The 25,243-nt window shown below is 43.0% G+C and carries 23 protein-coding genes; all 23 read left to right on the forward strand.

The window, feature by feature from the left end:
* The first annotated feature begins 463 nt into the window (after positions 1-463).
* The 23 genes from LT679_RS03935 (at position 464) to LT679_RS04045 (ending at position 25,059) form a co-directional block, all read left to right on the forward strand.
* Entirely contained in the window at positions 464-1,204 is a 741-nt protein-coding gene (locus LT679_RS03935; protein ID WP_232175707.1) for a polysaccharide biosynthesis/export family protein, read from the forward strand.
* A 4-nt stretch (positions 1,205-1,208) separates the two neighbouring features.
* Positions 1,209-3,533, forward strand: a complete 2,325-nt coding sequence (locus LT679_RS03940) for a GumC family protein (RefSeq protein ID WP_232175709.1) — start codon at positions 1,209-1,211, stop codon at positions 3,531-3,533.
* Positions 3,534-3,547: 14 nt separating this feature from the next.
* Entirely contained in the window at positions 3,548-4,846 is a 1,299-nt protein-coding gene (locus LT679_RS03945) for an MATE family efflux transporter (RefSeq protein WP_232175711.1), read from the forward strand.
* A gap of 4 nt (positions 4,847-4,850) precedes the next feature.
* Entirely contained in the window at positions 4,851-5,828 is a 978-nt protein-coding gene (locus LT679_RS03950) for a glycosyltransferase family 2 protein (protein ID WP_232175713.1), read from the forward strand.
* A 27-nt stretch (positions 5,829-5,855) separates the two neighbouring features.
* The gene (locus LT679_RS03955; RefSeq protein ID WP_232175714.1) at positions 5,856-6,995 is read left to right on the forward strand and encodes a glycosyltransferase; all 1,140 of its coding nucleotides are present in this window, start codon (positions 5,856-5,858) and stop codon (positions 6,993-6,995) included.
* 41 nt (positions 6,996-7,036) lie between these two features.
* Complete coding sequence (locus LT679_RS03960; protein WP_232175716.1) at positions 7,037-8,164, forward strand: glycosyltransferase; 1,128 nt, start codon at positions 7,037-7,039, stop codon at positions 8,162-8,164.
* The gene (locus LT679_RS03965; protein ID WP_232175718.1) at positions 8,151-9,086 is read left to right on the forward strand and encodes an NAD-dependent epimerase/dehydratase family protein; all 936 of its coding nucleotides are present in this window, start codon (positions 8,151-8,153) and stop codon (positions 9,084-9,086) included. The genes LT679_RS03960 and LT679_RS03965 overlap by 14 nt, the downstream gene beginning before the upstream one ends.
* A gap of 34 nt (positions 9,087-9,120) precedes the next feature.
* Positions 9,121-10,311 (forward strand): acyltransferase family protein, encoded by a 1,191-nt coding sequence (locus tag LT679_RS03970; protein ID WP_232175720.1) that lies wholly within the window; start codon positions 9,121-9,123, stop codon positions 10,309-10,311.
* A gap of 1 nt (position 10,312) precedes the next feature.
* Entirely contained in the window at positions 10,313-11,422 is a 1,110-nt protein-coding gene (locus LT679_RS03975; RefSeq protein WP_232175721.1) for a hypothetical protein, read from the forward strand.
* Between the two features lie 7 nt (positions 11,423-11,429).
* Complete coding sequence (locus LT679_RS03980) at positions 11,430-12,668, forward strand: glycosyltransferase family 4 protein (RefSeq protein WP_232175723.1); 1,239 nt, start codon at positions 11,430-11,432, stop codon at positions 12,666-12,668.
* Between the two features lie 3 nt (positions 12,669-12,671).
* On the forward strand, positions 12,672-14,093 hold the full coding sequence (locus tag LT679_RS03985; protein WP_232175725.1) for a hypothetical protein: 1,422 nt from the start codon (positions 12,672-12,674) through the stop codon (positions 14,091-14,093).
* A 41-nt stretch (positions 14,094-14,134) separates the two neighbouring features.
* Entirely contained in the window at positions 14,135-14,752 is a 618-nt protein-coding gene (locus LT679_RS03990; RefSeq protein WP_232175727.1) for a D-sedoheptulose-7-phosphate isomerase, read from the forward strand.
* Positions 14,753-14,759: 7 nt separating this feature from the next.
* A complete protein-coding gene (locus LT679_RS03995) occupies positions 14,760-15,767 on the forward strand; it encodes a bifunctional heptose 7-phosphate kinase/heptose 1-phosphate adenyltransferase (RefSeq protein ID WP_232175729.1) in 1,008 nt (335 codons plus the stop codon).
* Between the two features lie 3 nt (positions 15,768-15,770).
* Positions 15,771-16,865: a glycosyltransferase family 9 protein gene (locus tag LT679_RS04000; RefSeq protein WP_232175731.1), complete on the forward strand. Its 1,095-nt coding sequence runs from the start codon at positions 15,771-15,773 to the stop codon at positions 16,863-16,865.
* Positions 16,866-16,867: 2 nt separating this feature from the next.
* Positions 16,868-18,121: a glycosyltransferase gene (locus LT679_RS04005; RefSeq protein ID WP_232175734.1), complete on the forward strand. Its 1,254-nt coding sequence runs from the start codon at positions 16,868-16,870 to the stop codon at positions 18,119-18,121.
* Entirely contained in the window at positions 18,105-18,677 is a 573-nt protein-coding gene (locus LT679_RS04010) for an LbetaH domain-containing protein (protein ID WP_232175736.1), read from the forward strand. The genes LT679_RS04005 and LT679_RS04010 overlap by 17 nt, the downstream gene beginning before the upstream one ends.
* Before the next feature lie 7 nt (positions 18,678-18,684).
* Positions 18,685-20,394: a GMC oxidoreductase gene (locus tag LT679_RS04015; protein ID WP_232175738.1), complete on the forward strand. Its 1,710-nt coding sequence runs from the start codon at positions 18,685-18,687 to the stop codon at positions 20,392-20,394.
* 2 nt (positions 20,395-20,396) lie between these two features.
* Positions 20,397-21,284, forward strand: a complete 888-nt coding sequence (locus LT679_RS04020) for a glycosyltransferase family 2 protein (RefSeq protein WP_232175740.1) — start codon at positions 20,397-20,399, stop codon at positions 21,282-21,284.
* Between the two features lie 56 nt (positions 21,285-21,340).
* Positions 21,341-22,678 (forward strand): WcaI family glycosyltransferase, encoded by a 1,338-nt coding sequence (locus LT679_RS04025; RefSeq protein ID WP_232175742.1) that lies wholly within the window; start codon positions 21,341-21,343, stop codon positions 22,676-22,678.
* A gap of 117 nt (positions 22,679-22,795) precedes the next feature.
* Positions 22,796-23,014, forward strand: coding sequence for a hypothetical protein (locus tag LT679_RS04030; RefSeq protein ID WP_232175743.1), 219 nt, complete (start codon positions 22,796-22,798; stop codon positions 23,012-23,014).
* A gap of 121 nt (positions 23,015-23,135) precedes the next feature.
* Entirely contained in the window at positions 23,136-24,251 is a 1,116-nt protein-coding gene (gmd, locus tag LT679_RS04035) for a GDP-mannose 4,6-dehydratase (RefSeq protein ID WP_232175746.1), read from the forward strand.
* 26 nt (positions 24,252-24,277) lie between these two features.
* Entirely contained in the window at positions 24,278-24,715 is a 438-nt protein-coding gene (locus LT679_RS04040; protein WP_232175747.1) for a response regulator, read from the forward strand.
* A 185-nt stretch (positions 24,716-24,900) separates the two neighbouring features.
* On the forward strand, positions 24,901-25,059 hold the full coding sequence (locus LT679_RS04045) for a hypothetical protein (RefSeq protein ID WP_232175749.1): 159 nt from the start codon (positions 24,901-24,903) through the stop codon (positions 25,057-25,059).
* Positions 25,060-25,243: the final 184 nt, after the last annotated feature.

Genomic DNA, 25,243 nt, shown 5'->3' on the forward strand with positions numbered 1-25,243 from the left:
GTAATAAATATAGAAAAACATACGCGTTTTAGACATGCACAGTTTTGACTGTGTAAAAGTGTATTGCTGATGACAGCCTTAAAAATTTTTAAAGCGTTTAGTAAGATAAAATGAGTATTTATTTTTCATAAAAAATACTCACATCGCTGTGATTAGCACCGTAATTATCTCATTTATTATCAAAATTTCCTAAGTGTATATGTGGTGCATATGCGAAGTATGTGAAGTATACAATATAGTAACGATCAGTCGGTTACCTTAGTTCCAGTACCTTTAAACTTTACTTTTGTAACAATTCTTACAGCACAATTTAACGTGCTTGCAGAATTCCATCAAACATTTTCAAGAAAGCATTCACTGTAAGTGAAATGGCGAAGCTATACAAGCAACGCAAAATGTCGGGCTTACTCTAAATATTTATACCGACGAATTACAGCTATTTTATATTCCCAACTATTTGTAAATGATGAATTACGCCTCTTTATTAAGATCTATTGTACTCATTATCTGTGTTTTATTTAGTTCTTGCAGCTCTTATAAAAACATACCTTATTTCCAAAACGTAAACCGTAGCAATAGTGCTAATGAGAGTATTGATAACTTTTCGCCTCTTACCGTTCAACGCGAAGATATTTTAGGAATAACTGTAAGTAGCCTTAACCCTGAAGCTTGGGGCGATTCGAGCAACAAAACATCAGGTTACCGGGTAGACCAAGCGGGTGAAATACAGTTACCTTTAATAGGTAACCTAAAAGTAGTTGGTTTAACCACAGAAAGCATATCTAAAGAAATCCAAAAACGCCTAACCACTTATCTCAAGCAACCGTCGGTTAACGTAAGGGTACTAAATTTCAAGATATCCGTAATTGGGGATGTAGCACGACCTAATATTTACCAAATTCCTAACGAGCGCGTTACAGTACCAGAGGCGCTGGGCTTGGCAGGCGACTTGAATATTACAGGTATACGTAACAATGTATTGCTGATACGTGAAATTGATGGCAAGCGCCAATATTATAACCTGGATTTAACATCGGCTGATCTTTTCAAATCGCCCTATTATTACCTTAAAAATAATGATGTATTGTATGTACAACCTGATAAGACCAAGTCAAACTCAGGAGACAGGAATTACCGTACCGCGAGTTTAATATTATCAGCAGCATCTGTAATCACCATCATACTCACCAGCATCAACAACTAAGCTTATGAAAAACCAACGTTTGTTCTTAACTACCGGAGGCGGTGATGCCGATGAAGATACCAAAGATCTGCGCGGTATATTTAATAGATATGTGCATGCCTGGCCATACTTTGCCGTATGTATCGTGCTTGCTTTTGTGGCGGCATATATCCACGTAAGTAATACCAAGCCGGTGTACGACGTAAAAGCAAAGCTTGCGATAAAAGACGATAAAAGCGCTTCGGCAGAGCAGCAGGCGCTGGAAAAGATTGATCTGGCCGGTCAGCCTAAAGATATTGAAAGTGAACTTGAGGTGATTCGTTCAAGGCCGCTGATACGACAAGTGGTAGACGATTTGCAATTATGGACAAATTATAAGGCCGCTGAAACTTATAGCGATGATGATATCTACGCCACTACCCCGGTTAAGCTTAATTTGTTAGAAAGTAAAAAAGACCCTACTTATCAATCAATCACTATCCAAATAAAGGATGCCAACAGCTTTATGCTATTGAATGGTGATGAGGAGTCAGGTCCGTATAGATTTAACACAACTCTAAAAAACACTTTAGGCAAGTGGAGTCTTACCGCGACTCCTTTTATTGGAGATTATATAGGTAAAAAAATCAGCGTAAATACGCAAGGCGTTGATGATGTAGTAACCTATTACCAAAACGCGGTACTGGTTTCGTTAAACAAGGATGCGCCGATAATCGAGATGGAGCTTGAGGATGGTGTACCTGAAAGAGGGAAGGCTTTTTTGAATCAACTTATAAAAGCCTACAAATTATCGAGCATTGAAGATAAAAAACGGGCTACACAAAGCACGCTTAAATTTATCGACGAACGTTTGTCATCATTAAGCGGGGAGTTGACCTCAGTTGAAAAGGATGTTGAAGGCTTTAAGAGCAGCCGCGGCCTTACCGACATATCATCCAAATCAAAATTTTACCTGGATAATGTACAAAGCAACGACACCCGCCTGAGCGAAGTTAACGTTCAGTTGAACGTCATTAGCGGCATAGAACGTTATGTAAACTCAAACAATAATGATGGTACCGTACCGGCAACTTTAGGTATATCTGACCCGGGTTTAATAAGCCTTGTTGATCAATTATCTAAACTGCAACTACAGCGCGATAAATTGCTCGCTACTACGCCGGAGCAGAACCCGATATTTGAGCCGGTAAACAGGCAGATAAATGCTACGAAAGGCGCTATTAAAGAAACAATTAAGGGCATTAAGTCTTCATTAGTATCGGTACAGCGTGAGTTACAACAAAACAATTCAGGCTTTGAGGCTTCTATAAAAAATATACCCGGACAGGAGCGTCAATACATCAGCATAAAAAGGCAGCAAAGCATTAAGGAAAACTTATACATCTATCTGCTGCAGAAAAAGGAAGAAGTGTCGCTTAGTTACGCTTCAACTTTAACCGGAATACATACGGTTGAAGAGCCGTATTATATATCGCCCAAATCAAAAAAGCAAGTTCCGTATGTGCTGGCATTTTTGTTAGGTATAGGTATACCTGCGGCGTTTATTTACGGTCGCGATATGATCAAAAACAAAGTGATCAATCGTGCTGAAATTGAGAAAGCACTTACAGCACCCATAATTGCAGAAATAAACCAGGAAAAGGCGAATAAAGGCATTGTGATGTTTGATAAAAAGGGTTATGTAATTGCCGAGCAATTCAGGGTGCTTCGGACTAACCTGCAAATGCTTCTGCGAAATAAAACCGGTCGTGTAATTATGTTTACATCCAGCGTAGGTGGAGAGGGTAAGAGTTTCGTAACCAGCAATATGGCAGCCGTATTAGCTGCAACCAACCGCAGGGTAATTGTTCTGGAGTTAGACATGCGCCGCCCAAAACTCGTTGCGACTTTGAAGTTTGACGTTGATCGGCCTGGATTAAGTAACTATTTTAAGGGAGACGCTACGTTTGAACAAGTGGTTCAAATGTCATCGGTTCATAGCAATATAAGCGTAATCGGTGCCGGCACGATACCTGAAAATCCGTCTGAGTTATTAATCGGTGATCAACTGGATGTACTAATAGGGCAGTTACGCAGAACATATGATGATGTGTTGATAGATACGCCCCCGTTGCATTTGGTCACTGATGCTTCAATACTATCAAGAGTTTGTGATGCAACGCTTTATCTTATTAAACAGGGGTATACTGACAAATCCGAACTCAAATTTATAAGGCAGGTAATTAAGGAAGATCAGTTGCCGAACTTAAACATCGTATTTAACGGAATACAACGTACCAAATATGGTTACGGCTATAATTATGATGATAGTTACTACATCAGCACAAAACATAAAAAAAGGCTAGCCTAACCGGTAGAGTTTAAATGAAAACCGAAACTACCACCGCTCTGCCAATTTCAAAATACGCTAAACTGTTTGAATTAGGGAAACTGGTAACGATTACTGGCGCCGCCCAACTGATTATCCAATTAATTGGTTTTGTAAGTGCCGTAATTGTTATCCGGTTATTGCCGACACAGCAGTATGCTCTTTATACCTTGGTCAATACCATGCTTGGTACCATGATTTTGTTGGCTGATGGCGGTATATCAACCGGAGTAATGTCGCAAGGGGGAAAGGTGTGGCAAGACAGGCAAAAACTTGGCCTGGTAATAGCAACGGGGCTTGATCTGCGCAGGAAGTTTGCTGTAGGTAGCTTGCTGGTTGCCGTACCCGTACTGCTTTACCTGCTTGTTCATCATGGTGCAAGCTGGTTGATGGCTTCTTTACTGACTTTAGCGCTTATTCCAGCGTTTTTTTCATCGCTTTCGAGCACGCTGCTTGAGGTCGCGCCTAAACTTACACAAGACATCGCGCCGCTGCAAAAGATACAGGTACACACCAACATTTTGCGCCTGATACTCACATCGCTAACCATTTTCACCTTTCCGTGGGCGTATGTGGCCATATTTGCTTCGGGTTTGCCGCCGGTTTGGGCAAATTGGCAATTAAGAAAAAAGTCGGCACGTTATGCCGATACCGACCAAAGTCCGGACCTGGTTATTCGGAAGGATATATTAACTTTTGTAAAACGCATATTGCCAGGCGCTATTTATTACTGCGCATCGGGTCAAATCACCATATGGCTGATCTCCGTATTTGGATCAACAACAGCTGTAGCGCAGGTTGGCGCTTTAGGTAGACTTGTAATGGTATTAAGTGTATTCAACGTCTTATTTTCTACGCTGATTGCACCTCGTTTTGCGCGACTGCCCGACAATAGAACTTTGTTAATGAGCAACTACCTGAAAATAACGTCGGCCATGGTACTGGTGATGGCGCTGTTGCTGGTTTTTGTTTGGCTTTTCCCGGCGCAAATATTATGGGCTTTAGGACCAGCTTACGCCAATTTACATACTGAACTGTTTTTAAATATAGCAGGCAGCTGCCTGGGTTTGCTGGCCGGATCATCATTCTCGTTATACACGCACAGAGGGTGGGCTATAAAACCAGTAATACTTATACCGCTAAGCATAGCGGCAATCGCTGTATCAGCTTATTTTTTAGATATATCTACACTACAGGGAATATTACTGCTCAACATATGCGTAGCAGGTTTTGAGGCGGTGATGCATATGTTGTTCAGTGTGATAATGATCAATAAAGTTTCCATAACAAATTAACAATATGTCGTTGTTAGCGCAGTTGCCATCTGTTGGCAACAAAAAAGGCTGGGCATGGACCAAAGAGGTTGATCCGCGTATTTACAATACGCAACAGCAATGGCCAAAAATATCGATAGTTACACCAAGTTATAATCAAGGTGTTTTTTTAGAGGAGACTATACGGTCTATCCTGCTTCAAAATTATCCTAATCTGGAGTACATCGTGATAGATGGCGGCAGTACCGACGATAGCGTGGCCATATTAAAGAAGTACGATAAATGGATTACGCGGTGGGTAAGTGAGAAAGATAACGGCCAGGCAAACGCAATTAACAAAGGTATAGCCTTATGTACAGGCACTATATTCAACTGGATAAACAGTGATGATTATCTGGCGCCAATGTCGCTTTTCTACATTGCACGTTCATTTGAAAAAGGAGCTACAGTAGCAGGAAAGGTGCACAATTTTTACCAGGATAATCCGGGTTTTAAAGACATCATACAAAACAGCGATCTGGAAATAAGCAACTTTTTAGCTTTACGAGACACCTTTCATCAGCCAGGCGTATGGTGCGATCTTGATAATATACGCCAAACCGGTAAATTCTCTGAGCGCTCGTCTTACTATTTCGACAGGATTTTTTTTACTAAATACTTTCTGCAGTTTCCGCGGGTTAACTACAATCAAAACGTGCTCGTGCACTTCAGATATCACGAAAGTTCAAAAACTATTGTGATACGCGATAGTAAGGCCGACGAACTGATTGATCATTATTACAGGTTATTGGATGATCCGGCGTATATCAATTATAAAAAGGATCTACAATGGGCGCTTGACTACCAATTGTTACCTGAAAAACGCATCAGCCAATGGGAGTATGATAATGTTGGCAAACGATTATATAACCGTTTATCCAGCTACGCTGCATTGCTGATTAGATACCCGGGTTTGCTGCGCACCCGTCATTATTATACCAAGCTTAAGCGCAGCGTAATATAACGCCCGGCACGTTATTCATCTTTACAAATGAAGTTCTTTTTCATCTGCGGATCTCTGCAAGCGGGCAGGGATGGGGTTGGCGATTATGTTCGGCGTCTTGCATGTATGCTGATAGCCAATGGCCATCAGGTGAACGCCGTAGCGTTAAAAGACCATCACATAGCCGTTCACGAAGACGGCGTACAGCAACTTAACGGCATTGAATTGTCGGTTCTACGCTTACCGGCAACATTAAGCAGTCAGGAACGCTATAAGTTGCTTAACAAAAGGATTAAAAGCTTCTCTCCCGACATTATAAGCTTACAGTATGTAGGTTTTGGGTTTCAGAAATATGGTTTGCCCTTCGAGATGCTATCCGGCCTAAGAAGAGCAACTGCTGGTATAAAGCTACACGTTATGCTGCATGAGCTTTGGTGTGGTATGGCTCTAAATGCAGGGTTTAAAGAAAAGGTGTTAGGAAACCTGCAAAAATATTTTTTAAAGGCTTTGATAACACGGCTTCAACCGCAACGGGTATTTACAAGCATTAAACCTTATCATTCTTATCTGAAACAGATACAGGTTGAAGCTGATGTAGTACCCATCTTCGGTAATATACCCGTTAACGAATATGGTGATGAGCAGGAGTGGAAGCAGCTTGGTTTGAGCAAACACTTGTCACTGTTATCAGGTACCGAAGACCGTTGGTTGGTGGTCGGTTTTTTTGGTACAAGCTATAACTGCCCGGGGTTAACTGAAATGCTGCAAACTATTGATCAGGCAGCAAAAAAGGCGGGATTAAAATTAGGCGTAATGCTGATAGGCCATAGCCGTATTCAAAATGTAGTCGAAATTCTTAAAAATATACCCGGCGCCGTGTACTGGCAAACGGGTGCCTTAGCACCAGCCATGATAAATCGCTGCATGCAATTAGTGAATGTAGGTGTAATTACCAGCCCGGTAGATGGTGTTTATAAAAGTGGCGCGGCATTAGCCTGGATGGAACGAGGCATTCCGGTATTGATATCAGCATCTGACAATACTTACAACGAATTTGAAATGAAGCGGCTTGGCATCTTCCAGGCATCATCTGTTAATAGCGTAATCGAGGCTCTGAATGCTAAAAATAAATTAACGCCTCCAAATTATCTGAATAAAGCTGCCGAAGCTTATCTGCAATGTGTGTAGCACATAAAAGCACAAACTGCTTATCCGTGAACATTAAACCAATGGGTTTGAACGCAAAAAAAAATATTTTACTGATGGGGCACGTCGATGGCCTCGGTGGCGCCCAGATAGCCTATCGCGAATTGATTGATTTTGTGAAAGCTGAAGGCCATAATCTCAAAGTTATCAATATCACCGATGATAAAAATGGCGGTCGTGCGGCTGATGCCAGCCATATTTTGGGTCGTATAGAACATAAAACCCCGGGCTTATTTGATAAGGTAAAAAAATACCGTTCGCTGCTTTCAGCTGCAAAACAGGCAAAAAGCTTTAAACCTGATGTATTTGTGAGTATTGGTTTATCAAACTCCTCAAATTTTATAACGCATTACTTAAATAACAACTGCTTTAAGATAGCGCAAGACTTTATAGCCAACCGCTCTCAAAAAGAAGAGATTTGGAACAAGAGCCGTAGTAGTTTTAACGGCATAGCGGTACAGGCGCCATCTATGTTAACGTATTGGCAAACCAATCTTACTGATGCCTCGGGCTTAAATTGGTTGCCATGTTTTCCGGCACCACCTGTCAATGGTGTGTTGCGCAAAAAAGATGACAATAGCGAAAAGCAGCAGATCAAACTGGCTTACTTCGGCAGGCTGGCTGGTAACAAAGGTTTGCCGCTGTTATTCAACACACTGGCCACGCTGCCTGATAAGCAAAATATAGCGCTGCATCTATGGGGCAAAGGCGAAGAAGAAGCCAACCTCAGAAAACTCGCAGCGGAACTTAACTTAACCGGCATTGTAACCTTTAAAGGCGGTTACCCGGCTGATAGAGAAGGTGCCGAACTAATGGCATCGTACGATGGCTTAGTACTCACCTCAACCGAAATGGAGGGCTTGCCGCTTGTTCTGCTTGAATCAATGGCTTATGGGCTACCGTTTATGGCAACCAATATAGGCGCGATAGGCGATTGCTGCATTGACAATCCGGATGCAGTTCTGGTTGAGCCTGATCAGCATTCTATAAGCGAAGGCTTATCAAAATTGATTAGCCATATAAAAGCAGGAGCCTTTGATCCTGAGAGGTTAAAGAATTATTACGATCAAAACTTCTCCCATAACGTAATGGCCGACCGTTGGCGTACTTGTTTAAACAACCCTAAACTATTTTTTGATGAAGTACAATAAAACAATCCTGGTTACCGGCGCCTCCGGCTTTCTGGGTACCTGGCTTGCCGATGAGTTGGCTGAGCAAGGCTATAACCTGATAGGTATTGATATGCGTGCGCCAATGCGCCCGGCTTTGTGGGATGGTTTTGCCACTTCGTCTTTAGAAACGGTTGATCTGGACAGGTTACTACAAGGGCGTAAGCTCGACGCGGTTTGCCATTTAGCGGGTGGCGCTTCTGTTGCCGCATCAGTGAATGATCCATACAGCGATTTTTCGAGCTTATTACCCGGCACTGCTCGCTTGGCTTTATACCTTGCCAAAGCACAGCCCGATGCTAAATTGCTTTTCTTTTCGAGTGCGGCAGTATATGGTAATCCGAAAACGTTGCCAATAACAGAGCAAACGCCAGTTATGCCTATATCGCCCTACGGCATACATAAGGCCACTGCCGAAACCTTGTTGATGAATTACTCTCGCGCTTTGGGATTACAGGTTGTCGTATTTCGCATATTCTCGGTTTACGGCCCAGGCTTACGCAAACAATTGATATATGATGTTACCCAGCGAGCCATACAGGCTGGTACATTAGGCCAAAAATCTATTCAGCTATTTGGTACAGGTGCCGAGAGTCGCGATTTTATGTACGTGCGTGATGTATGCCGTGCCGTAACCAGTATTATCAATCAGCAGCAGGATGAGCGCTATGCTATATATAATCTGGCCTCAGGTGTTGAAAGTACAGTAGCGGATGTTGCCCGCTGCCTTATCAATAGTTTAAATATTGATATGGATATTGCCTTTGACGGCAAAGTACCACCCGGCGATCCAACCAATTGGCGTGCCGATGTAACCAAGTTGGAGCAGATAGGTTTCAGTTCGGTTTACTCGCTTAACGAAGGGTTGAATGAGGTTGCACAATGGGCAAAGGTTACTGTTTAAGATGTTAATTTTAGCTTGAGGGTATAGCCGATACATGAAACACAACTACCAGCTTGATGCCATGCGTGCCATAGCCGCCTTAGCTATAATCGCCTATCATTATACGCTTTTTCCTTGCGGGTGGATAGGAGTGCAATTTTTCTTCGTGCTATCAGGATTTTTAATCTCGGGCATCATTATAAAAAACAAAAAAGCGTTACCAAGTAAGCAAACCGGCGCTTTTTTTAAAGACTTTTACAAGCGGCGCGTGTTACGCTTGTTTCCGTTATACTTTGGCTACATTGGTATTCTCGCGCTTTTCAATTTTTTTGCAGGTAAGCCCGAAGCTTTTGATAAAGAATGGCCTTGGCTGGTAACGTACTCGCTTAACTTTAGGTGGCTTTATCAGGACTATTCGTTTCACATGGTATACGGCCATTTATGGAGCCTTGCGCTCGAATGGCAGTTTTATTTGATATGGCCTTTCTTTTTATGGTTTGTCCCTCAAAAACGTATAACACCAATATTGTTATGCCTGTTGCCGCTAAGCATGCTTATACGGGTGCTGGGTTATTCTGTCAACGAGCATTTACCATACCTGGTTGGCTATAATGGAGGCGCCACCGCCAAAGCGCTTGCAGCATATGTATTGCCTTTTTCACATATAGATGCTTTTGTATTTGGCGCGTTACTTTGTAAAGTAAAAGTTCGCAGGTTTTTGAGCAGGCCGCAGGTTATCTACTCCAGTATGGCGATGGTAGTTGTTACCGGTTTACTATTGGTGGCATTAATACCAACTTACAATTTAGGCGCAATTGGCTGGCCAAGCAACTTGCCCAAAGCGTACCAATGGATATGGGGTTATTCGCTTTTGAACTTTATAAGCGCGGCCATTATTGCCGGCATTATAGAAAAAGGACGCGCAAGGGTGTTGGCCTTATCGCGCTCTTCATTATTGCAGTACCTGGGCAAGATATCATACGGAATTTATGTTTATCACCCCATTGTGATATTCGGAATGCTTAATGTTCGCAATAAAGTGCCTCAGTTTACCGGTAAAGTTATTGTCGAACTCATAATTGTGATATCAATTACAATTGTTATCGCGCACCTGTCATACGAATATTTTGAGAAAAGATTTCTCACTAAAAGAAAGCCGCAACCTGCAACAAACGAATTTAAGCCACAAGTTAACAAAGTACCTGCAGAGCGTTTGACACTTGAACTACAGGAAGCTAACAACTAAAATGATGAACGACAGCCACAGGCAATTATTGGTAATAGCGCCTACCTGTCCGCCCGGAGTTTGCGGAGTAAGCGATCATGCTTTCCGTACAGCCTTGGCTTTGGGCAAGTACTACCTTGATATTAAAATTGGTGTTCAGTATTTTCCGGCAGATAAAATTGAAGTTCCGTTGGAGTTAAGTGCTGATAATTGGGAGATCGCATTAAAAAACACCATCAACAGCACCTATCCAACAGATGTGCTGTTGAACTACACGCCAAAAAGTTATTCGCGTTTCGCATTGCCTTTTAAGCTGCTATCTGCATTAAGAAAATTCAAAAAGGCGTCGCCAGCCAATCGCTTGTTCATATATTTTCATGAAACATGGGATGGTGGCAAACACTTAAAGGCACATCATAAGTTGCTGGATACCTTTACAAAGTATACAGTTAAAACGTTAAGCAAGCGAGCTGACGCCATTACGGTTGTAACTAACGAACAAAAACAAAAGTTAGAGTCGGTGCTGGTGAATCCAAAAGTTCATTTAAGTATGGTGGGCGCTAATATTTTACCTTTTGATAAAGAGTATGGTCTTAAAAGCGCCCGCAACCCTGGCGAGTGGATCATATTTGGTTTAGCACACACAAGGTTATGGACATTGCAGCAGCATTTGCCTCTGATTAAACAACTATATCAAAAGGGTGGCATCACAAAATTGTATGCTATTGGCCCTAAGGACAATTCATATGCCGAGCAGGAGCTTGATTTGGCAAATACCGAAATAGGGCAAGGCGTGCTTACACAAATGGGCGTGTTAAAACCCGCAGAAGTATCGGCTATGATGTTGAGCGCCGAAGCGGCTCTGGTTGGCCAAACTGCCGATAGCTTGCGCAAGTCCGGAACATTCGCGGCCTTATCTGCGCATGCTGTACCTGTGGTTTGTGAAGCTCCGTTTACGCTGGACGAACCTCCGGGTTACGCCTTATTTCGTCCGCAGGAATTGATGGAGAACTATAGCCTGGTTACCACAGCTGAGGGTGAGAAACGCCGCCAGTTGTTGCACCAATGGTTTTGGTTAACACGCAGTTGGGAAGCTATCGCGCTGGATATGTATAGCTGGATAAAAGAATAGGGAACAGATGAACGTAGTTATATCGCACCCGACAGGCAACCGGAATGTGCGCGCTGTTATTGCAAGTTTAGCTAAGGCGAATATGTTATCGGCCTTTCACACCACGTTGGCCACACATCAAAATTCGGCCTGGCTAAAGCTTTTGCCGGGTAAATTACGTGCTGAACTGATGCGACGTTCGTTTCAGGTACCGATGGGAAGTTTATACACCCGCCCAGCGCTTGAAATGGTTAGGATGACACTGCCGCGTTTGGGTATTAATAGTTGTACCGAGCACGAAAAGGGGTGGGCCAGTGTTGATGCGGTATACCGTGACCTGGATAAAGCAACAGCTAAACGTTTAAGGCATTTCACAAAAAATAAAAGCATCACCGCGGTTTATGCTTATGAAGACGGCGCTTTAGCTACTTTTAAAGAGGCCAGGCGCTTAGGCTTGAAATGTGTATATGATCTGCCGATAGCATATTGGGAAACAGCGCAAAAGCTGCTTAATGAGGAAGCTACACGTATGCCAGAATGGGCGATTACATTAGGTGGCGGAATCAATGATTCTGAAGCTAAACTCGAACGCAAAACACAAGAATTGGAGCTGGCAGATGTTGTAGTGGGGCCGGGTTCATTTGTAATGGATTCGCTGCCGAATTGGGCGGCAACTAAACAACGTATTGTATCACCTTTTGGATCGCCACAGTATGGTGATATTAAGGCCGTCGCTGATAAAAATAAGCCGCTTCGGGTATTGTTTGCCGGGTCAATGGGGCAGCGTAAAGGGCTTGGCGATCTGTTTAAAGCCGTTAAGTTACTAAATACAAAAAATATTGAGTTAGTGGTAATGGGTTCTTTACTCGCACCGATGGATTTTTACCGCAAGCAACTATCCGATTTTACCTACGAGCCGGGTCGTTCACACGATCAGGTTTTAGAATTGATGCGATCATGTGATGTATTCTGCCTGCCATCCATAGTTGAAGGCCGGGCATTAGTAATGCAGGAAGCCATGAGCCAGGGCCTGCCTATCATCATCACCCCAAACACAGGGGGCGCTGATTTGGTAGAGGACGGCAAAACAGGTTTCCTGGTTGATATACGCTCACCAGAAGCAATTGCTGAAAAGATTGCCTGGTTTGCTGATAACCGCGATAAACTGCCGCAAATGAGTAAAGCTGCGCAACTTAAAGCAGCTACTTACACATGGGAAACTTATGGCGATAATGTTATACATGAACTGGTTAATTATACACACTAAGGCATGAGACAGTTCAATAATTCCGTTTTGGCGGGTGTGTATAACAGCCTCGATCTTACTAAAAACCATATACTGGAACCGGTAAAGGAGCGGGATGCGAATTTACTGCTCAAGCGCGGTATATGGGCTTACTTTCTGTTACTCATCTTTGAAGGCGCCCTGCGTAAATGGGTATTGCCGGGATTAGCTACGCCGCTGCTTGTGGTGCGCGACCCAATAGCACTTTGGTTAGTTATGCTTGCGTGGAAACGTAACCTATTACCTGCAAATTTATATGTAACCGTTATAATGATTGTCGGTGCCGTGGGTGTTATTACAGCTTTGGCATTCGGGCACGGCAACATTGCTGTAGCTATTTATGGCGCACGGATACTGATGTTTCACTTCCCGTTAATATTTGTTATCGGGAGGGTTTTTGATCGCGATGATGTAATACGGATAGGGAAATTTACGGTTTGGCTCACCATCCCAATGGCTATACTGATAGCTATGCAGTTTTATAGCCCGCAATCGGCATGGGTGAACCGGGGTATCGGTGGCGATGCCAAAGGTGGAGGCTTTGATGGGGCAATGGGCTTTTTCAGGCCACCGGCAACCTTCTCGTTTACTAATGGTACTGCTTTATTTTTTGGCTTTGCATCAGCGTATATATTTTATTTCTGGCTTACGCCGAAGAGCATGAACCGCATCATATTAATCGGTGCTACGCTGGGCTTGCTGATGGCGATTCCGTTATCAATTAGCCGCAGTCTTTTATCGTTAGTGTTGGCCTGTATATTATTTACATTGATCGCCATGTCCCGTAATCCAAAATACATAGGCAAGATCATGATGGCGGCGGTTGTATTGGTAATAGCAATTGGCGTGCTGAGCCAAACTAAGTTCGCGGCAACACCAATAGCCGTTTTTACAGACAGATTTACCAATGCCAACGAAACCGAAGGTGGTGTTAGTGGCGTATTTGTCGATCGCTTTTTGGGGGGCATGGTCGGGGCCATTATCGAGTCGGCCGAAAAGCCGTTCTTCGGTTACGGTATAGGTATGGGCACCAGCGTAGGCAGTATGCTTATAGCCGGAGACCATACTGTGTATCTTATATCCGAAGGGGAGTGGGGCCGGTTAATCGGGGAGATGGGTATCATCATGGGCTTCGCAGTAATCATCATCCGTGTAATATTTGTGATCAACCTGGGTTGGGATAGCTTCAAACGCGTTAGCCATAACGACTTTCTTCCCTGGATGATTTGTAGTATTGGTATACTGGCCATTATGCAGGGGCAATGGGCGCAACCAACCTCATTAGGTTTTGATGTAATACTGGGCGGACTAATTGTAGCTGCCTTGCGTAAGCCAAACCGTAAGTTGTGGCTGGTTAAAACTATTCAAGACGGCGAAAACGAACCTGAAGTTCTGTTCATCAAGTAGTTTCTTCAATCTGACTATAAAAACATTTAATTTCTATTCATATGCTCGGGTCATCATATAATCAAAGCACTTATGCTGCTGACGCAGGTGTATCATACCTGCAATCGGTTGATGAGTTAATTAAAGTGCTATCAGCAAGTGTGCATCTTGAAGAATGCATTGATGCTGCGGCTCAGGCTATAAAGCGATCCATACTAAATGGCGGCAAGCTGATTACCTGCGGCAATGGCGGCAGCGCGGCTGATGCATTGCATTTATCAGAAGAGTTGGTAGGACGTTATAAGGCGGAACGCCGCAGCCTGCCGGCTATATGCCTTAATGCCGACGTTACCGCCATCACTTGCATTGGTAACGATTATGGTTTCGACGAGATATACGCCCGCCAGTTAGAAGGGCTGGGTAAACTTGGCGATGTGCTGGTAGGCTTTAGCACCAGCGGTAACAGCGCCAATATCATTAAAGCATTTGAGCAGGCCACAGCTCAGGGTATTACAACTATATATTTAGGCGGAAAAGATGGCGGTATGATAAAGGGTACGTGCGATATTGAACTCATTGTACCAAGCAATACTACCGCGCGCATACAGGAAGTGCATACGCTGATACTGCACCAATGGCTTGAAGAACTGGATGCTACTGACTGGAGCGATCTTAAATAACATCTGCATGAACCTGACTTATTTACTAAAAAAACTGAGTGCCGTAAAAGTTATGGTAATCGGCGATATGATGCTCGACCATTATGTATGGGGTAACGTAACGCGCATATCGCCCGAGGCACCGGTACCTGTTGTACACGTAGCTGACGACAGCTTTACAGCAGGCGGCGCGGCCAATGTGGCATTAAACCTTACCAATTTGGGGGTAACAACCAGCATTATGGGGCATTGCATACAGGATGAGGCAGGCGAACGCCTGTTAAAAATACTGGCAGATAAAAAGGTTCAATATATTTCTCCTGATGTGCTGTTTCAATCGCCAACTATTGTTAAAACGCGCGTAGTTATACAATCGCAACAGCTTTGCCGTATTGACAGGGAAGGCCAGCGTGAATTTTATGCCATTGATTCATCATCTGATTTTGAAAAGATACTTGGCAGGGCTATGCGTGAGGTAGACGCCGTAATTGTATCTGATTATGCTAAAGGCGTGATCACACAATCCTTATTGGATTCTGTAATAAACATCTCCAAAAACATTCCGGGTTTGCTGGTAGCCGTTGATCCAAAACCGGCACGCAGGCTATCATTCAGTGGCGTTGGTTTGCTTACGCCAAACCGTAACGAGGCGCTCGAATTAGCGGAATTACCGGCACCTGCTATAGGCGAAAAATATCCGCTTGAAGAAATTTGCCGCAGGATACATGATAGATACAACCCGGAAACGTTAATTGTTACCCTTGGTGCCGACGGTATGGCCATCAGTGAAAAGGGGGAGGTGGTTGAACACCTGCCTACTGTAGCCAGGCAAATATTTGATGTATCAGGCGCGGGTGATACAGTGATTGCCACGCTTACCGCGGCAATGGCTTGCGGCGCAAGTGCCGCCGAAGCGGCCCGTTTAGCTAACGCAGCAGCGGGTTGTGTTGTAGCTCATTTAGGCACAGCACCGGTTTTAACTGATGAACTTGAAGAGTGGCTGATTAAAGCGGACGCAGCTTATCATAACGTATAAAAAGTGGCTAAAAAAGTACTGATTTACAGATTGGGTAGCCTGGGCGATACTATTATGGCCTTGCCTTGCTTTCATAAAATAAAGGAAAGCTTTCCCGATGCTGATATTACCTTGCTTACCAACAAGCCCGTAATGGCCAAGGCTGCGGCAGCCGAAGCCGTTTTAGGCAGCGGATATTTTTTTAACCGCATTATCAATTATCCGGTTGGCACCCGTAGTCCGCGTGTGTTGTTGACGTTGATTATGCAAATTCGCAAGTTGAATATCGATACGGTTGTAAACATTAACCCGGCGCGCTCGCGAATTTCTTTATTGCGTGATTACTGGTTTTTTAAAGCTGCAGGCGTTAAGAATTTAATTGGCTTTGATGCTCAAAAAGAAGATTTTGAAGTTAGCTGGGATGAACACACCGGTAAAAACGAATGGGAAGCGAAACGCCTGGCGCGTCGCATTAAATTATTAGGCGCATTGCCGCTTGATGATGACAGATACTGGGATTTAAAATTAACCTATCAGGAAATACAAACAGCAAACGCCCTTACCGAAGCACTGCCTGTTGAAGCGTCCATTTTAGCTATATCATTGGGTACTAAAAATCCGGCCAACGACTGGGGCATTGATAATTGGCAGCTGCTTTTACAGCAGTTATCGTCAAGGTTAACAGGTTGGTCATTGATGGTGATTGGTGCGGCCGATGAAACTTCAATTGGCGATAAATGCCTTGAATCGTGGCGTGGTACAGGCATTAATTTTTGCGGAAAATCATCACCCAGGGTATCGGCGGCGCTGTTAAAACAAGCCACTGTTTTTATCGGGCATGATAGCGGGCCTATGCATCTTGCAGCTTGCGTAGGTACACCTGCAATAGGTATATACTCAGCCCGTAATCTTCCGGGGCAGTGGTTCCCAAGGGGCAGCAACAACCGCATTATTTACCGTTTGCCGGAGTGTGCAGGCTGTGGTTTGGAAGTATGCGTAACGCAACAAAAAAAATGTATCACATCAATAACTGTTCATGAGGTTAAGCAGGCTTTGTTTGACGTTCTCTCCACAGTAGCCGAAGGTAAGCTGGAAGCAAAGCTAATAGCGCAAGCGTAACAATGAAAATACTTCATGTAATCAGTACCATGAACCCTGAAACTGGTGGGGTTTGCGAGGCGGTGCGCTTATTAGCCGAAGGGTTAACTGACGCCGGTTTTTATAACGAGATAGCCAGTGTTGACCATAAGGTGTATCACTCCGACAGCATTGTTACACAACATGCGCTCGGGCCAAAAAGAGGTCCGTGGTATTATAGTAAACAGCTAATGCCGTGGCTACTAAAAAACCTGACTCGCTTTGATGTGGTAGTAGTTCATGGCTTGTGGTTGTATCATGGTTATGCGGTTAATAAAGCACTTAAACAGTTAGATAGAAACGCAGAAGGTATACTGCCACGCTTTATGGTTATGCCTCATGGTATGCTCGACCCTTATTTCCAGCAGGCAAAAGGCCGCCGCATAAAGGCGTTGCGCAACATTGCTTACTGGGCATTAGTTGAAAAAAATATAATTAATAATGCCGACGAATTGCTGTTTACATGCGAAACCGAACTGTTGCTTGCACGAAAACCTTTTAAACCATATTATCCTAAAAGAGAAACTGTAGTGGGGCTGGGGGTACAATCGCCGCCAGCCTTCACACTGTCAATGGCAAAGGCTTTCCTTGAAACAGCCCCTGATTTGCAACTCAAACCCTACTGGCTTTTTTTAAGCCGTATCAACGAAAAAAAAGGTTGCGACTTATTGCTGCAAGCTTACAAAAGTTTAGCTGAGCGTGCAGCCGCCATCGGCGATATATCACACTTGCCAAATTTGGTAATTGCAGGCCCGGGTGGAGAAATGGCATACGGCGAGCAGTTGCAACAGATGGTAAGGCAATCGGTAATATTAAATAACCGCGTACACTTCCCCGGTATGTTAATCGGCGACGCCAAGTGGGGCGCTTTTTATGATTGTGAAGCCTTTGTGTTGCCAAGTCACCAGGAAAATTTTGGCATTGCCGTGGTTGAGGCATTGGCTTGCGGAAAACCTGTATTGATTTCAGATCAGGTAAATATATGGCGGGAAATTAAGGATTCAGGTGCCGCCATTGTTGAGCCGGATACTGCCGAAGGAACATTCAACCTGCTATACAAATGGTACAAACTATCCGCTCAAAATAAGCAATTAATGAGCGGCGCTGCAAACGGTTGCTTCGAGCAATATTTCTCGGAATACGCCAATATTGAGCGTTTTAGCAGGGTTATGCATGGCACCGATTCATCAAGTACAAATAAAAACAAACTGACAGATCAGTATGCTATCATATCATAGTGCCGATAATGCTGACGGGTATTTACGGCCGGTATTTTCGTTCTCAAACAAACTTCGACGGTTTTGCTGGAATATAACGTGGTTATTGCTTTGCCGTTGGACGCCTAACCCCATGCACCGTTGGCGTGTTTTGGTGGTGCGAATGTTTGGCGGTAAGATAGGCGACAAGAACGTGATCTATCCTGACTGTAAAATATGGGCACCCTGGCTGCTCGAAACCGAAGAGATCGTAACCATCGGCCCGGGCGTTGAAATATATAATCCCGGAGGCGTTTACCTGTCGCATCACGTAATATTATCGCAGTACTCGTTTTTATGTGGAGCCACGCACGATTATAATACGGCAGACTTCACCTATATCATGAAAAAGATTGTACTTGAGCCTTACGTTTGGATATGCTCAAAAGCGGTAGTGTTGCCGGGTGTTCACTGCAAACAGGGCAGTGTTCTGGGGGCTTCGTCAGTTACTTCATCAAACCTTGAGGCCTGGACCGTATATGGAGGCCACCCGGCAAAAGAACTAAAAAAACGTACGGACTTTATTAATAACAAATAACCTAAACATGCTATCAACTGATGATGCTGAAGTTTATGACCTTTGTGTTATAGGCAGCGGCCCGGCCGGGATAATACTTGCCTTAGACTATGCGCGGCTTAATCCGCATAAAAAGGTTTTGCTGGTTGAATACGGAAATAAAAAACAAGTAAATGGTAATCAGCTTGATAGCAGTATTCAGATAAACAATCCGGTTAATCATCATCAGCCTTACGAGTGTACCAATAAGGGCTTGGGCGGTACATCAGCTACTTGGGGCGGCCGCTGTGTGATGTATGATGAGGTAGATTTTGAGGACCGGTCAATACTTAATGGTAATTGCACATGGGACAAAAATATATTGATTGACATACAGGATCATTTGCCAAAAGCTGCCGAATATTTTGAATGCGGTAAGCCGGATTTTGACCTTACAACTTTAACAGGTGTAACGCCAAAACCAATTGCCGAAGGGTTTAAGCAAGGCATTGTAAGCGATAATAAGTTGGAGCGTTATAGTATGCCGACACGCTTTGGTGAGAGGTATGCAGCGGATATTGCATCCCAGAAAAATATGACGCTGATTGAAGGTTTTGAGGCGCGGGACTTTGAACAGCCTAACGAAAAAGGCAAAGTGAGCTTTTTAACACTCAGGCACGTTGCTACCCAAAAGCAGATCATAGTAACAGCTGATAAATTTGTTTTGGCTGCCGGCGCACAGGAGAGTACACGGATATTATTGCGCAATCCGCAATTATTCAAAAACATCGGCGGCAGTCCCGATTCGCTGGGTAAATATTACCAGGGACATTTATCCGGAAAGATAGCATCAGTTCATTTTTACGGCGATCCTAAAAAAACTGATTATGGTTTTATAAAAGATGCCGGTGGTGTTTATACCCGCAGGCGTTTTCAATTTGATAATAACTTTTTAAAGGAAAACAACTTACTAAATACAGCACTATGGCTTGATAATCCGTTGTATTTTGATCCTAAGCATCGAAGTGGTGCCATGTCGTTCATGTACCTGGCCATGATAACGCCGGTACTTGGTAAAAAACTGGCGCCCCCGGCTATAGCACATTCAATTACTAAGGGCAGGGTTAACAACATACCGGGGCATTTGGGCAATATCGCGAGGGGAGTACCCCGTTCATTCACCAAACCAGCTTCTATTTTTTATAAAAGGTATATCAGTAAGCGAAAGCTGCCGGGTGTTTTTCTTTACAGTCCTAAAAACACTTATGCTTTACATTTTCACGCAGAGCAAATTCCTTTTGAAGGTAACCGGATGAGGTTGGCACCTGACGGCGAAGGACTAATCATTGACTACAAATTAACTGACGCCGATGTTGCCTCTGTAATTAAGCTGCACGATGTGCTTGACAATTGGCTACGCGCAACCGGCTGTGGTGAACTTAAATATTGGTTTGAAAAAGATGAATTACCGCAGGCAATAAAAACTATGTCGAAAGACGGATTGCACCAATGTGGCACAACTCGCATAGCTAACTCGCCGGATAAGGGTGTGGTTGATACCAATCTGAAAGTTTGGGGTACAAGTAACATTTACGTTTGCAGCAGTTCGGTGTTTCCTACATCAGGACAGGCAAATCCAACCTTCATGCTCGGTGCTTTTGCGGTGAGGTTGTCAAGGCATTTGAGTTATACAAAAAACAAAAGTAAAAAGTCTTTCAAAACACATTTTCAGCGTGTTAAGTCAATTGATTTAAATTAATCATGATCTCTGTAATTATACTTACTAAAAATGAAGAGGCTGATTTGCCCGTCTGCCTACAATCGTTACAATGGACGGATGACGTTCACGTGCTTGACTCGTTGAGCACTGACCGTACAGCTGAAATAGCCTATAAATATGGCGCGTCGGTAACAACCAACGCGTTTGAGAGCTTTGGCAAGCAGCGCAATTTCGCTTTGCAAAACATCAGCTTAAAATACAATTGGATATTATTTCTGGATGCGGATGAGGTAGCTACGCCGGAATTTAGAGATGCTGTATTAAAGGCGACCGACGAAGCGGGTGAAAATATCGCTGGCTATTATTGCTGTTGGAAAATGATGTTAGAGGGGCGCTGGTTAAAGCGTTGCGATAACTTCCCAAAATGGCAGCTGCGCCTGTTGCGTAAAGGTAGGGTTACCTATACCGATTTTGGTCATGGGCAAAAGGAAGATCAGGTTTTAGGTAAAGCAGAATATTTGAAAGAGCCATATTTGCACTACGGTTTTTCAAAAGGCTGGTCGCATTGGATTGAACGGCATAATCGCTATTCAACACTCGAGGCTGAGGCCAGACTGAAACACCGCCCGCCCTTTAAAAACATTTTTAGCAAGCATGGCAGTACACGTAATCCCGCATTAAAATCGTGGTTAAGCCGCCTACCGGGCTGGCCATTGCTGAGGTTTATTCATGCTTATTTCTTTGCGCTTGGTTTTACCGAGGGCATACAAGGGCTAACCTATTGCATCAATATATCTTACTACGAATATATGATCATCATCAAAATACGTGAGATCATGATAAACCAAAAGGCAAAAACTCGAAAGGGTCAGGCGCCAATCAACAATCAAGAAGACGCTGCACAATTAGTTTTGCAGGCATCCGAATAAACTTCCTCTTTTTAACTATTAGCGCCTCCCCCAAGCGCGTAAATTAAACCAACATTATGGCTAAAGATGTACCTGAGCGTGAACTGAGCAAATTAGATGCTCCGTCAAAAAGTATTTTGCTGATCGGCATTAATTTTTCGCCGGAGCTTACCGGGATAGGTAAGTATACCGGCGAGATGGTTGACTGGCTGGTTGAAAACAATTTTCAGTGTAATGTAGTCACGAGTTTTCCGTATTACCCTTACTGGCAAATACAAAAGCCATATAAAAACAAGTTCCATACCCGCGAGACGCTAAAGAACGGTAAGCTTAATATATATCGTTGCCCTATGTATGTGCCAGCGCAACCAAGCGGCATGAAAAGGCTGATTCATGAGTTTACCTTTTTTTGCTCCGCACTGCTGATGGTGATATACTTGCTGTTTAAACCCAAAAAAGATTATATTTTTTGCGTAGCGCCACCATTTCATATTGGCTTTTTAGGGTTGATTTACCGTTTTTTTAAAGGAGGAAAGATACTTTATCATATTCAGGATCTGCAAATAGAAGCTGCGCGAGACCTGCAGATGCTGAAGTCGGATAAAGCTTTTAAGGTACTATTCGGTATGGAAAGGCTAATATTGCAACGGGTTAATTTTGTAAGCACCATATCAAGCGGTATGCTTAAAAAGGTTTCTAAAAAAGCCGATAAAGAAGTTCTGTTCTTTCCGAATTGGGTGGACACCAACGCTTACTGCCCATTATATGATAGCGCTGAACTGAAAAAACTTTGGGGCTTTCATGAGGATGATAAAATAGTACTTTACTCAGGCAGTATTGGTGAAAAACAGGGCCTGGATGGCATTTTAAGCGTTGCGCGTCACCTGGAAGCATCAAAATTTATAAAGTTTGTGATTTGCGGTACCGGGCCCTATAAAGAAAAACTGATGCAAAGTGCACGTGAGCAAAAGCTAAACAATGTTCACTTTTTACCCTTGCAGGAACCGCATTTGTTTAACAATTTCTTAAATATGGCCGATGTGCACCTGGTATTGCAAAAGAAGAATGCAAGTGACCTGGTGATGCCATCAAAGTTGACTACTATTTTAGCGGTAGGGGGTTTGGCATTGATCACTGCTGAGCCGGGTACAAACCTTTTTGAAATTATCAATGACAATAGGATGGGAGTAGTAATACCGTCTGAAAACCTGCAATCTTTAGAAGAAGCTATTCTGCGCTGCTGCACCATTGACAACACCGCCGAAAAGCTAAACGGTCGTAACTATGCCGAAACGCATTTGGATAAAAATAATATCCTAACCAAAGTGATGCGTTTAATAGGTAATCATAATTTCGAACCGGCTCAGGTAAGCGAAAGGCATGTTGAATATCTGGAGTTGGAGAACAATATTTAATCTTCAATATATCATACAATCAGGTTCTTTAACTTAAATATTTTATAACACTAATAACATTTCATAGCTTTATCCGTACAACAGGAGGTATCAACAATCCTGATTATGCCAACGGTAATGGATCAAGCTCAGTTAACAAAAGTTTATTTAACCGATTTAGAGCGTAACCTTACTTTTTTTGGCATAGTTGATAAACTGAATGAGGCAAATAATAGCATAGAGGTAAAACTTACCGATGTTAAAGTTTACGAGTACGAATCATCAAATTATCTTTACAGTTCGCCTGAGGTTACGTTTACCCGTCCCAAGTCGGTTTTACATATAGAAGCAGCGTAACTGGTTCCTACTTTCTTTTTCGAGATTCTATTTTTATTTATTGTAAGCTTTTAAGCTGTTAGCCGTAATGGTTTATGGTTTTTACCTGCTTACTATTCTATAAACATTACTATACATTTTTATGAAAAAAAAGGCCCTTATCACGGGTATCACCGGTCAAGACGGTGCATACCTTGCTGAACTCTTATTATCAAAAAATTACGAGGTTCATGGTATTAAAAGACGGAGTTCACTGTTCAATACCGAGCGTATTGATCATTTATACCAGGATCCGCATGATGAAAACCGCAACTTTATTATGCATTACGGCGACTTGAGCGATTCTACTAACCTCATTCGCATCATTCAGCAGGTTCAGCCCGATGAAATTTACAACTTGGGTGCTATGAGCCATGTTAAAGTGAGCTTTGATACACCTGAATATACCGCTAATGCCGATGGCATTGGTACGTTACGCTTGCTTGAAGCCATCCGTATACTTGGCCTTAATAAAAAAACCAAAATATACCAGGCTTCGACATCTGAACTTTATGGTTTGGTGCAAGCCGTTCCACAATCAGAAACTACGCCTTTTTACCCACGCTCGCCCTACGCTGTGGCCAAACTATACGCTTACTGGATAACGGTTAACTATCGCGAAGCTTATGATATGTTTGCCTGCAACGGGATATTGTTTAATCACGAAAGCCCGTTACGCGGAGAAACTTTTGTGACACGTAAAATTACCCGCGGCGTTGCCAAAATAGCATTGGGTTTGCAAAACAAATTGTACCTGGGTAACCTTGATGCCCGTCGAGACTGGGGGCATGCTAAGGATTACGTTGAAGCCATGTGGCGCATATTGCAGCAGGATAAACCCGAAGATTTTGTGATAGCAACCGGCATTACAACTACGGTGCGCGATTTTATTAAAATGGCTTTCGCTGAGCTTGGTATCGATATTGAATTTAAAGGCGAGGGTGTTAATGAACGCGGTTACGTAGTGGCTTGCAGCAACGTTGATTACCTGGTTGAAGTAGGGAAAGAGATAGTTGCGGTTGATCCGGCCTATTTCCGCCCTACTGAGGTTGAGCTGTTGATTGGTGATCCTACAAAAGCTAAAGAAAAGCTCGGTTGGGAAATAAAGTACAGCCTGGATATGCTTGTCAGCGATATGGTTCAGGCTGATGTAACGCTGTTCAAAAAGGAACGCATACTAAAGGAGCTTGGTTACGAGATCAAAAACCAGTTTGAATAATCAAATCAATCAAAAATAATAACGTTATGAACTTACTTATTATTGACGACGAACCTATCCAGCATCTTATTTACGATAAGATGCTGGATATATATGTGCCAAATGCTTCATCGCATACCATGCACAGTTACGATGGTGCTAATGCACTTGAGTTTTTAAAGCGCAATAGCGACAACGCCAAAGCTTTGCCCGATATGATATTTTTGGATATTCATATGGCATCACTAAGTGGTTTTGATTTTTTAGAACGTTTTAAAAAGTTAAGCCAAAAGCTTATAAAAAAAATTGAGGTTTATGTGATCTCCTCATCTATCGATCCGGATGATATAAACCGTTCAAAAGCGTATGCTTTTGTTAAAGATTATATCATAAAACCGGTTACCCAAATCGCCATCAAAAATATATTTAACAGCAATGGCCAGTTCCCTAATAACATGGCTTTGTTGAAACACTACGGGCAATAGCTTCCTGAAACAAACCCCGGTTTCGCTTATATAAGTGCCTGACTGCAAAGTCATAAAACATTCCTAATTAAACTACTTGATCGTTTATACTAATGCTCTCTGAAAAGGGGGTATGTGTTTGTTATGCCTGCCTCCGCAGGTTTTATGCTTAGCTAAACAATTATAAACTTATAACACCAAAACAAATGAAAAATTTAACAACCTCACTTAACCGGTTTGGATTCCGTGTTATGAACAATGAAATGAATGGTGCTGATGTAGCTATCATCGTCGCTGTTTGTTTAACCATTTCAATGGCGGTAATCCTGTTAATTGGCGATCCATCTCAACTTGCTAACAGGTAATTTTAGAGATATTGTTTTACTAACAGGCGCGCGATGCGCCTGACTCAATGGTCAGTTAATGTCAAGGCATACCATTTTCGGTATGCCTTTTTTTATTCTATACTGATCGAGATATTTCGGATTTTACGCAAACGTTACCGTAGATTACGTTTGCACTGGTTAATTGTAATGGTTAGTTTCAAAA

Origin of the sequence: Mucilaginibacter roseus, from assembly GCF_021215455.1 — a bacterium.
In the GTDB taxonomy this organism is placed as follows: domain Bacteria; phylum Bacteroidota; class Bacteroidia; order Sphingobacteriales; family Sphingobacteriaceae; genus Mucilaginibacter; species Mucilaginibacter roseus.

Coding starts and splice junctions, on each gene's coding strand:
- LT679_RS03935 (WP_232175707.1), top strand. CDS start 464: ATGATGAATTACGCCTCTTTATTAAGATCTATTGTACTCATTATCTGT.
- LT679_RS03940 (WP_232175709.1), top strand. CDS start 1,209: ATGAAAAACCAACGTTTGTTCTTAACTACCGGAGGCGGTGATGCCGAT.
- LT679_RS03945 (WP_232175711.1), top strand. CDS start 3,548: ATGAAAACCGAAACTACCACCGCTCTGCCAATTTCAAAATACGCTAAA.
- LT679_RS03950 (WP_232175713.1), top strand. CDS start 4,851: ATGTCGTTGTTAGCGCAGTTGCCATCTGTTGGCAACAAAAAAGGCTGG.
- LT679_RS03955 (WP_232175714.1), top strand. CDS start 5,856: ATGAAGTTCTTTTTCATCTGCGGATCTCTGCAAGCGGGCAGGGATGGG.
- LT679_RS03960 (WP_232175716.1), top strand. CDS start 7,037: ATGGGTTTGAACGCAAAAAAAAATATTTTACTGATGGGGCACGTCGAT.
- LT679_RS03965 (WP_232175718.1), top strand. CDS start 8,151: ATGAAGTACAATAAAACAATCCTGGTTACCGGCGCCTCCGGCTTTCTG.
- LT679_RS03970 (WP_232175720.1), top strand. CDS start 9,121: ATGAAACACAACTACCAGCTTGATGCCATGCGTGCCATAGCCGCCTTA.
- LT679_RS03975 (WP_232175721.1), top strand. CDS start 10,313: ATGATGAACGACAGCCACAGGCAATTATTGGTAATAGCGCCTACCTGT.
- LT679_RS03980 (WP_232175723.1), top strand. CDS start 11,430: ATGAACGTAGTTATATCGCACCCGACAGGCAACCGGAATGTGCGCGCT.
- LT679_RS03985 (WP_232175725.1), top strand. CDS start 12,672: ATGAGACAGTTCAATAATTCCGTTTTGGCGGGTGTGTATAACAGCCTC.
- LT679_RS03990 (WP_232175727.1), top strand. CDS start 14,135: ATGCTCGGGTCATCATATAATCAAAGCACTTATGCTGCTGACGCAGGT.
- LT679_RS03995 (WP_232175729.1), top strand. CDS start 14,760: ATGAACCTGACTTATTTACTAAAAAAACTGAGTGCCGTAAAAGTTATG.
- LT679_RS04005 (WP_232175734.1), top strand. CDS start 16,868: ATGAAAATACTTCATGTAATCAGTACCATGAACCCTGAAACTGGTGGG.
- LT679_RS04010 (WP_232175736.1), top strand. CDS start 18,105: ATGCTATCATATCATAGTGCCGATAATGCTGACGGGTATTTACGGCCG.
- LT679_RS04015 (WP_232175738.1), top strand. CDS start 18,685: ATGCTATCAACTGATGATGCTGAAGTTTATGACCTTTGTGTTATAGGC.
- LT679_RS04020 (WP_232175740.1), top strand. CDS start 20,397: ATGATCTCTGTAATTATACTTACTAAAAATGAAGAGGCTGATTTGCCC.
- LT679_RS04025 (WP_232175742.1), top strand. CDS start 21,341: ATGGCTAAAGATGTACCTGAGCGTGAACTGAGCAAATTAGATGCTCCG.
- LT679_RS04030 (WP_232175743.1), top strand. CDS start 22,796: ATGGATCAAGCTCAGTTAACAAAAGTTTATTTAACCGATTTAGAGCGT.
- gmd (WP_232175746.1), top strand. CDS start 23,136: ATGAAAAAAAAGGCCCTTATCACGGGTATCACCGGTCAAGACGGTGCA.
- LT679_RS04040 (WP_232175747.1), top strand. CDS start 24,278: ATGAACTTACTTATTATTGACGACGAACCTATCCAGCATCTTATTTAC.
- LT679_RS04045 (WP_232175749.1), top strand. CDS start 24,901: ATGAAAAATTTAACAACCTCACTTAACCGGTTTGGATTCCGTGTTATG.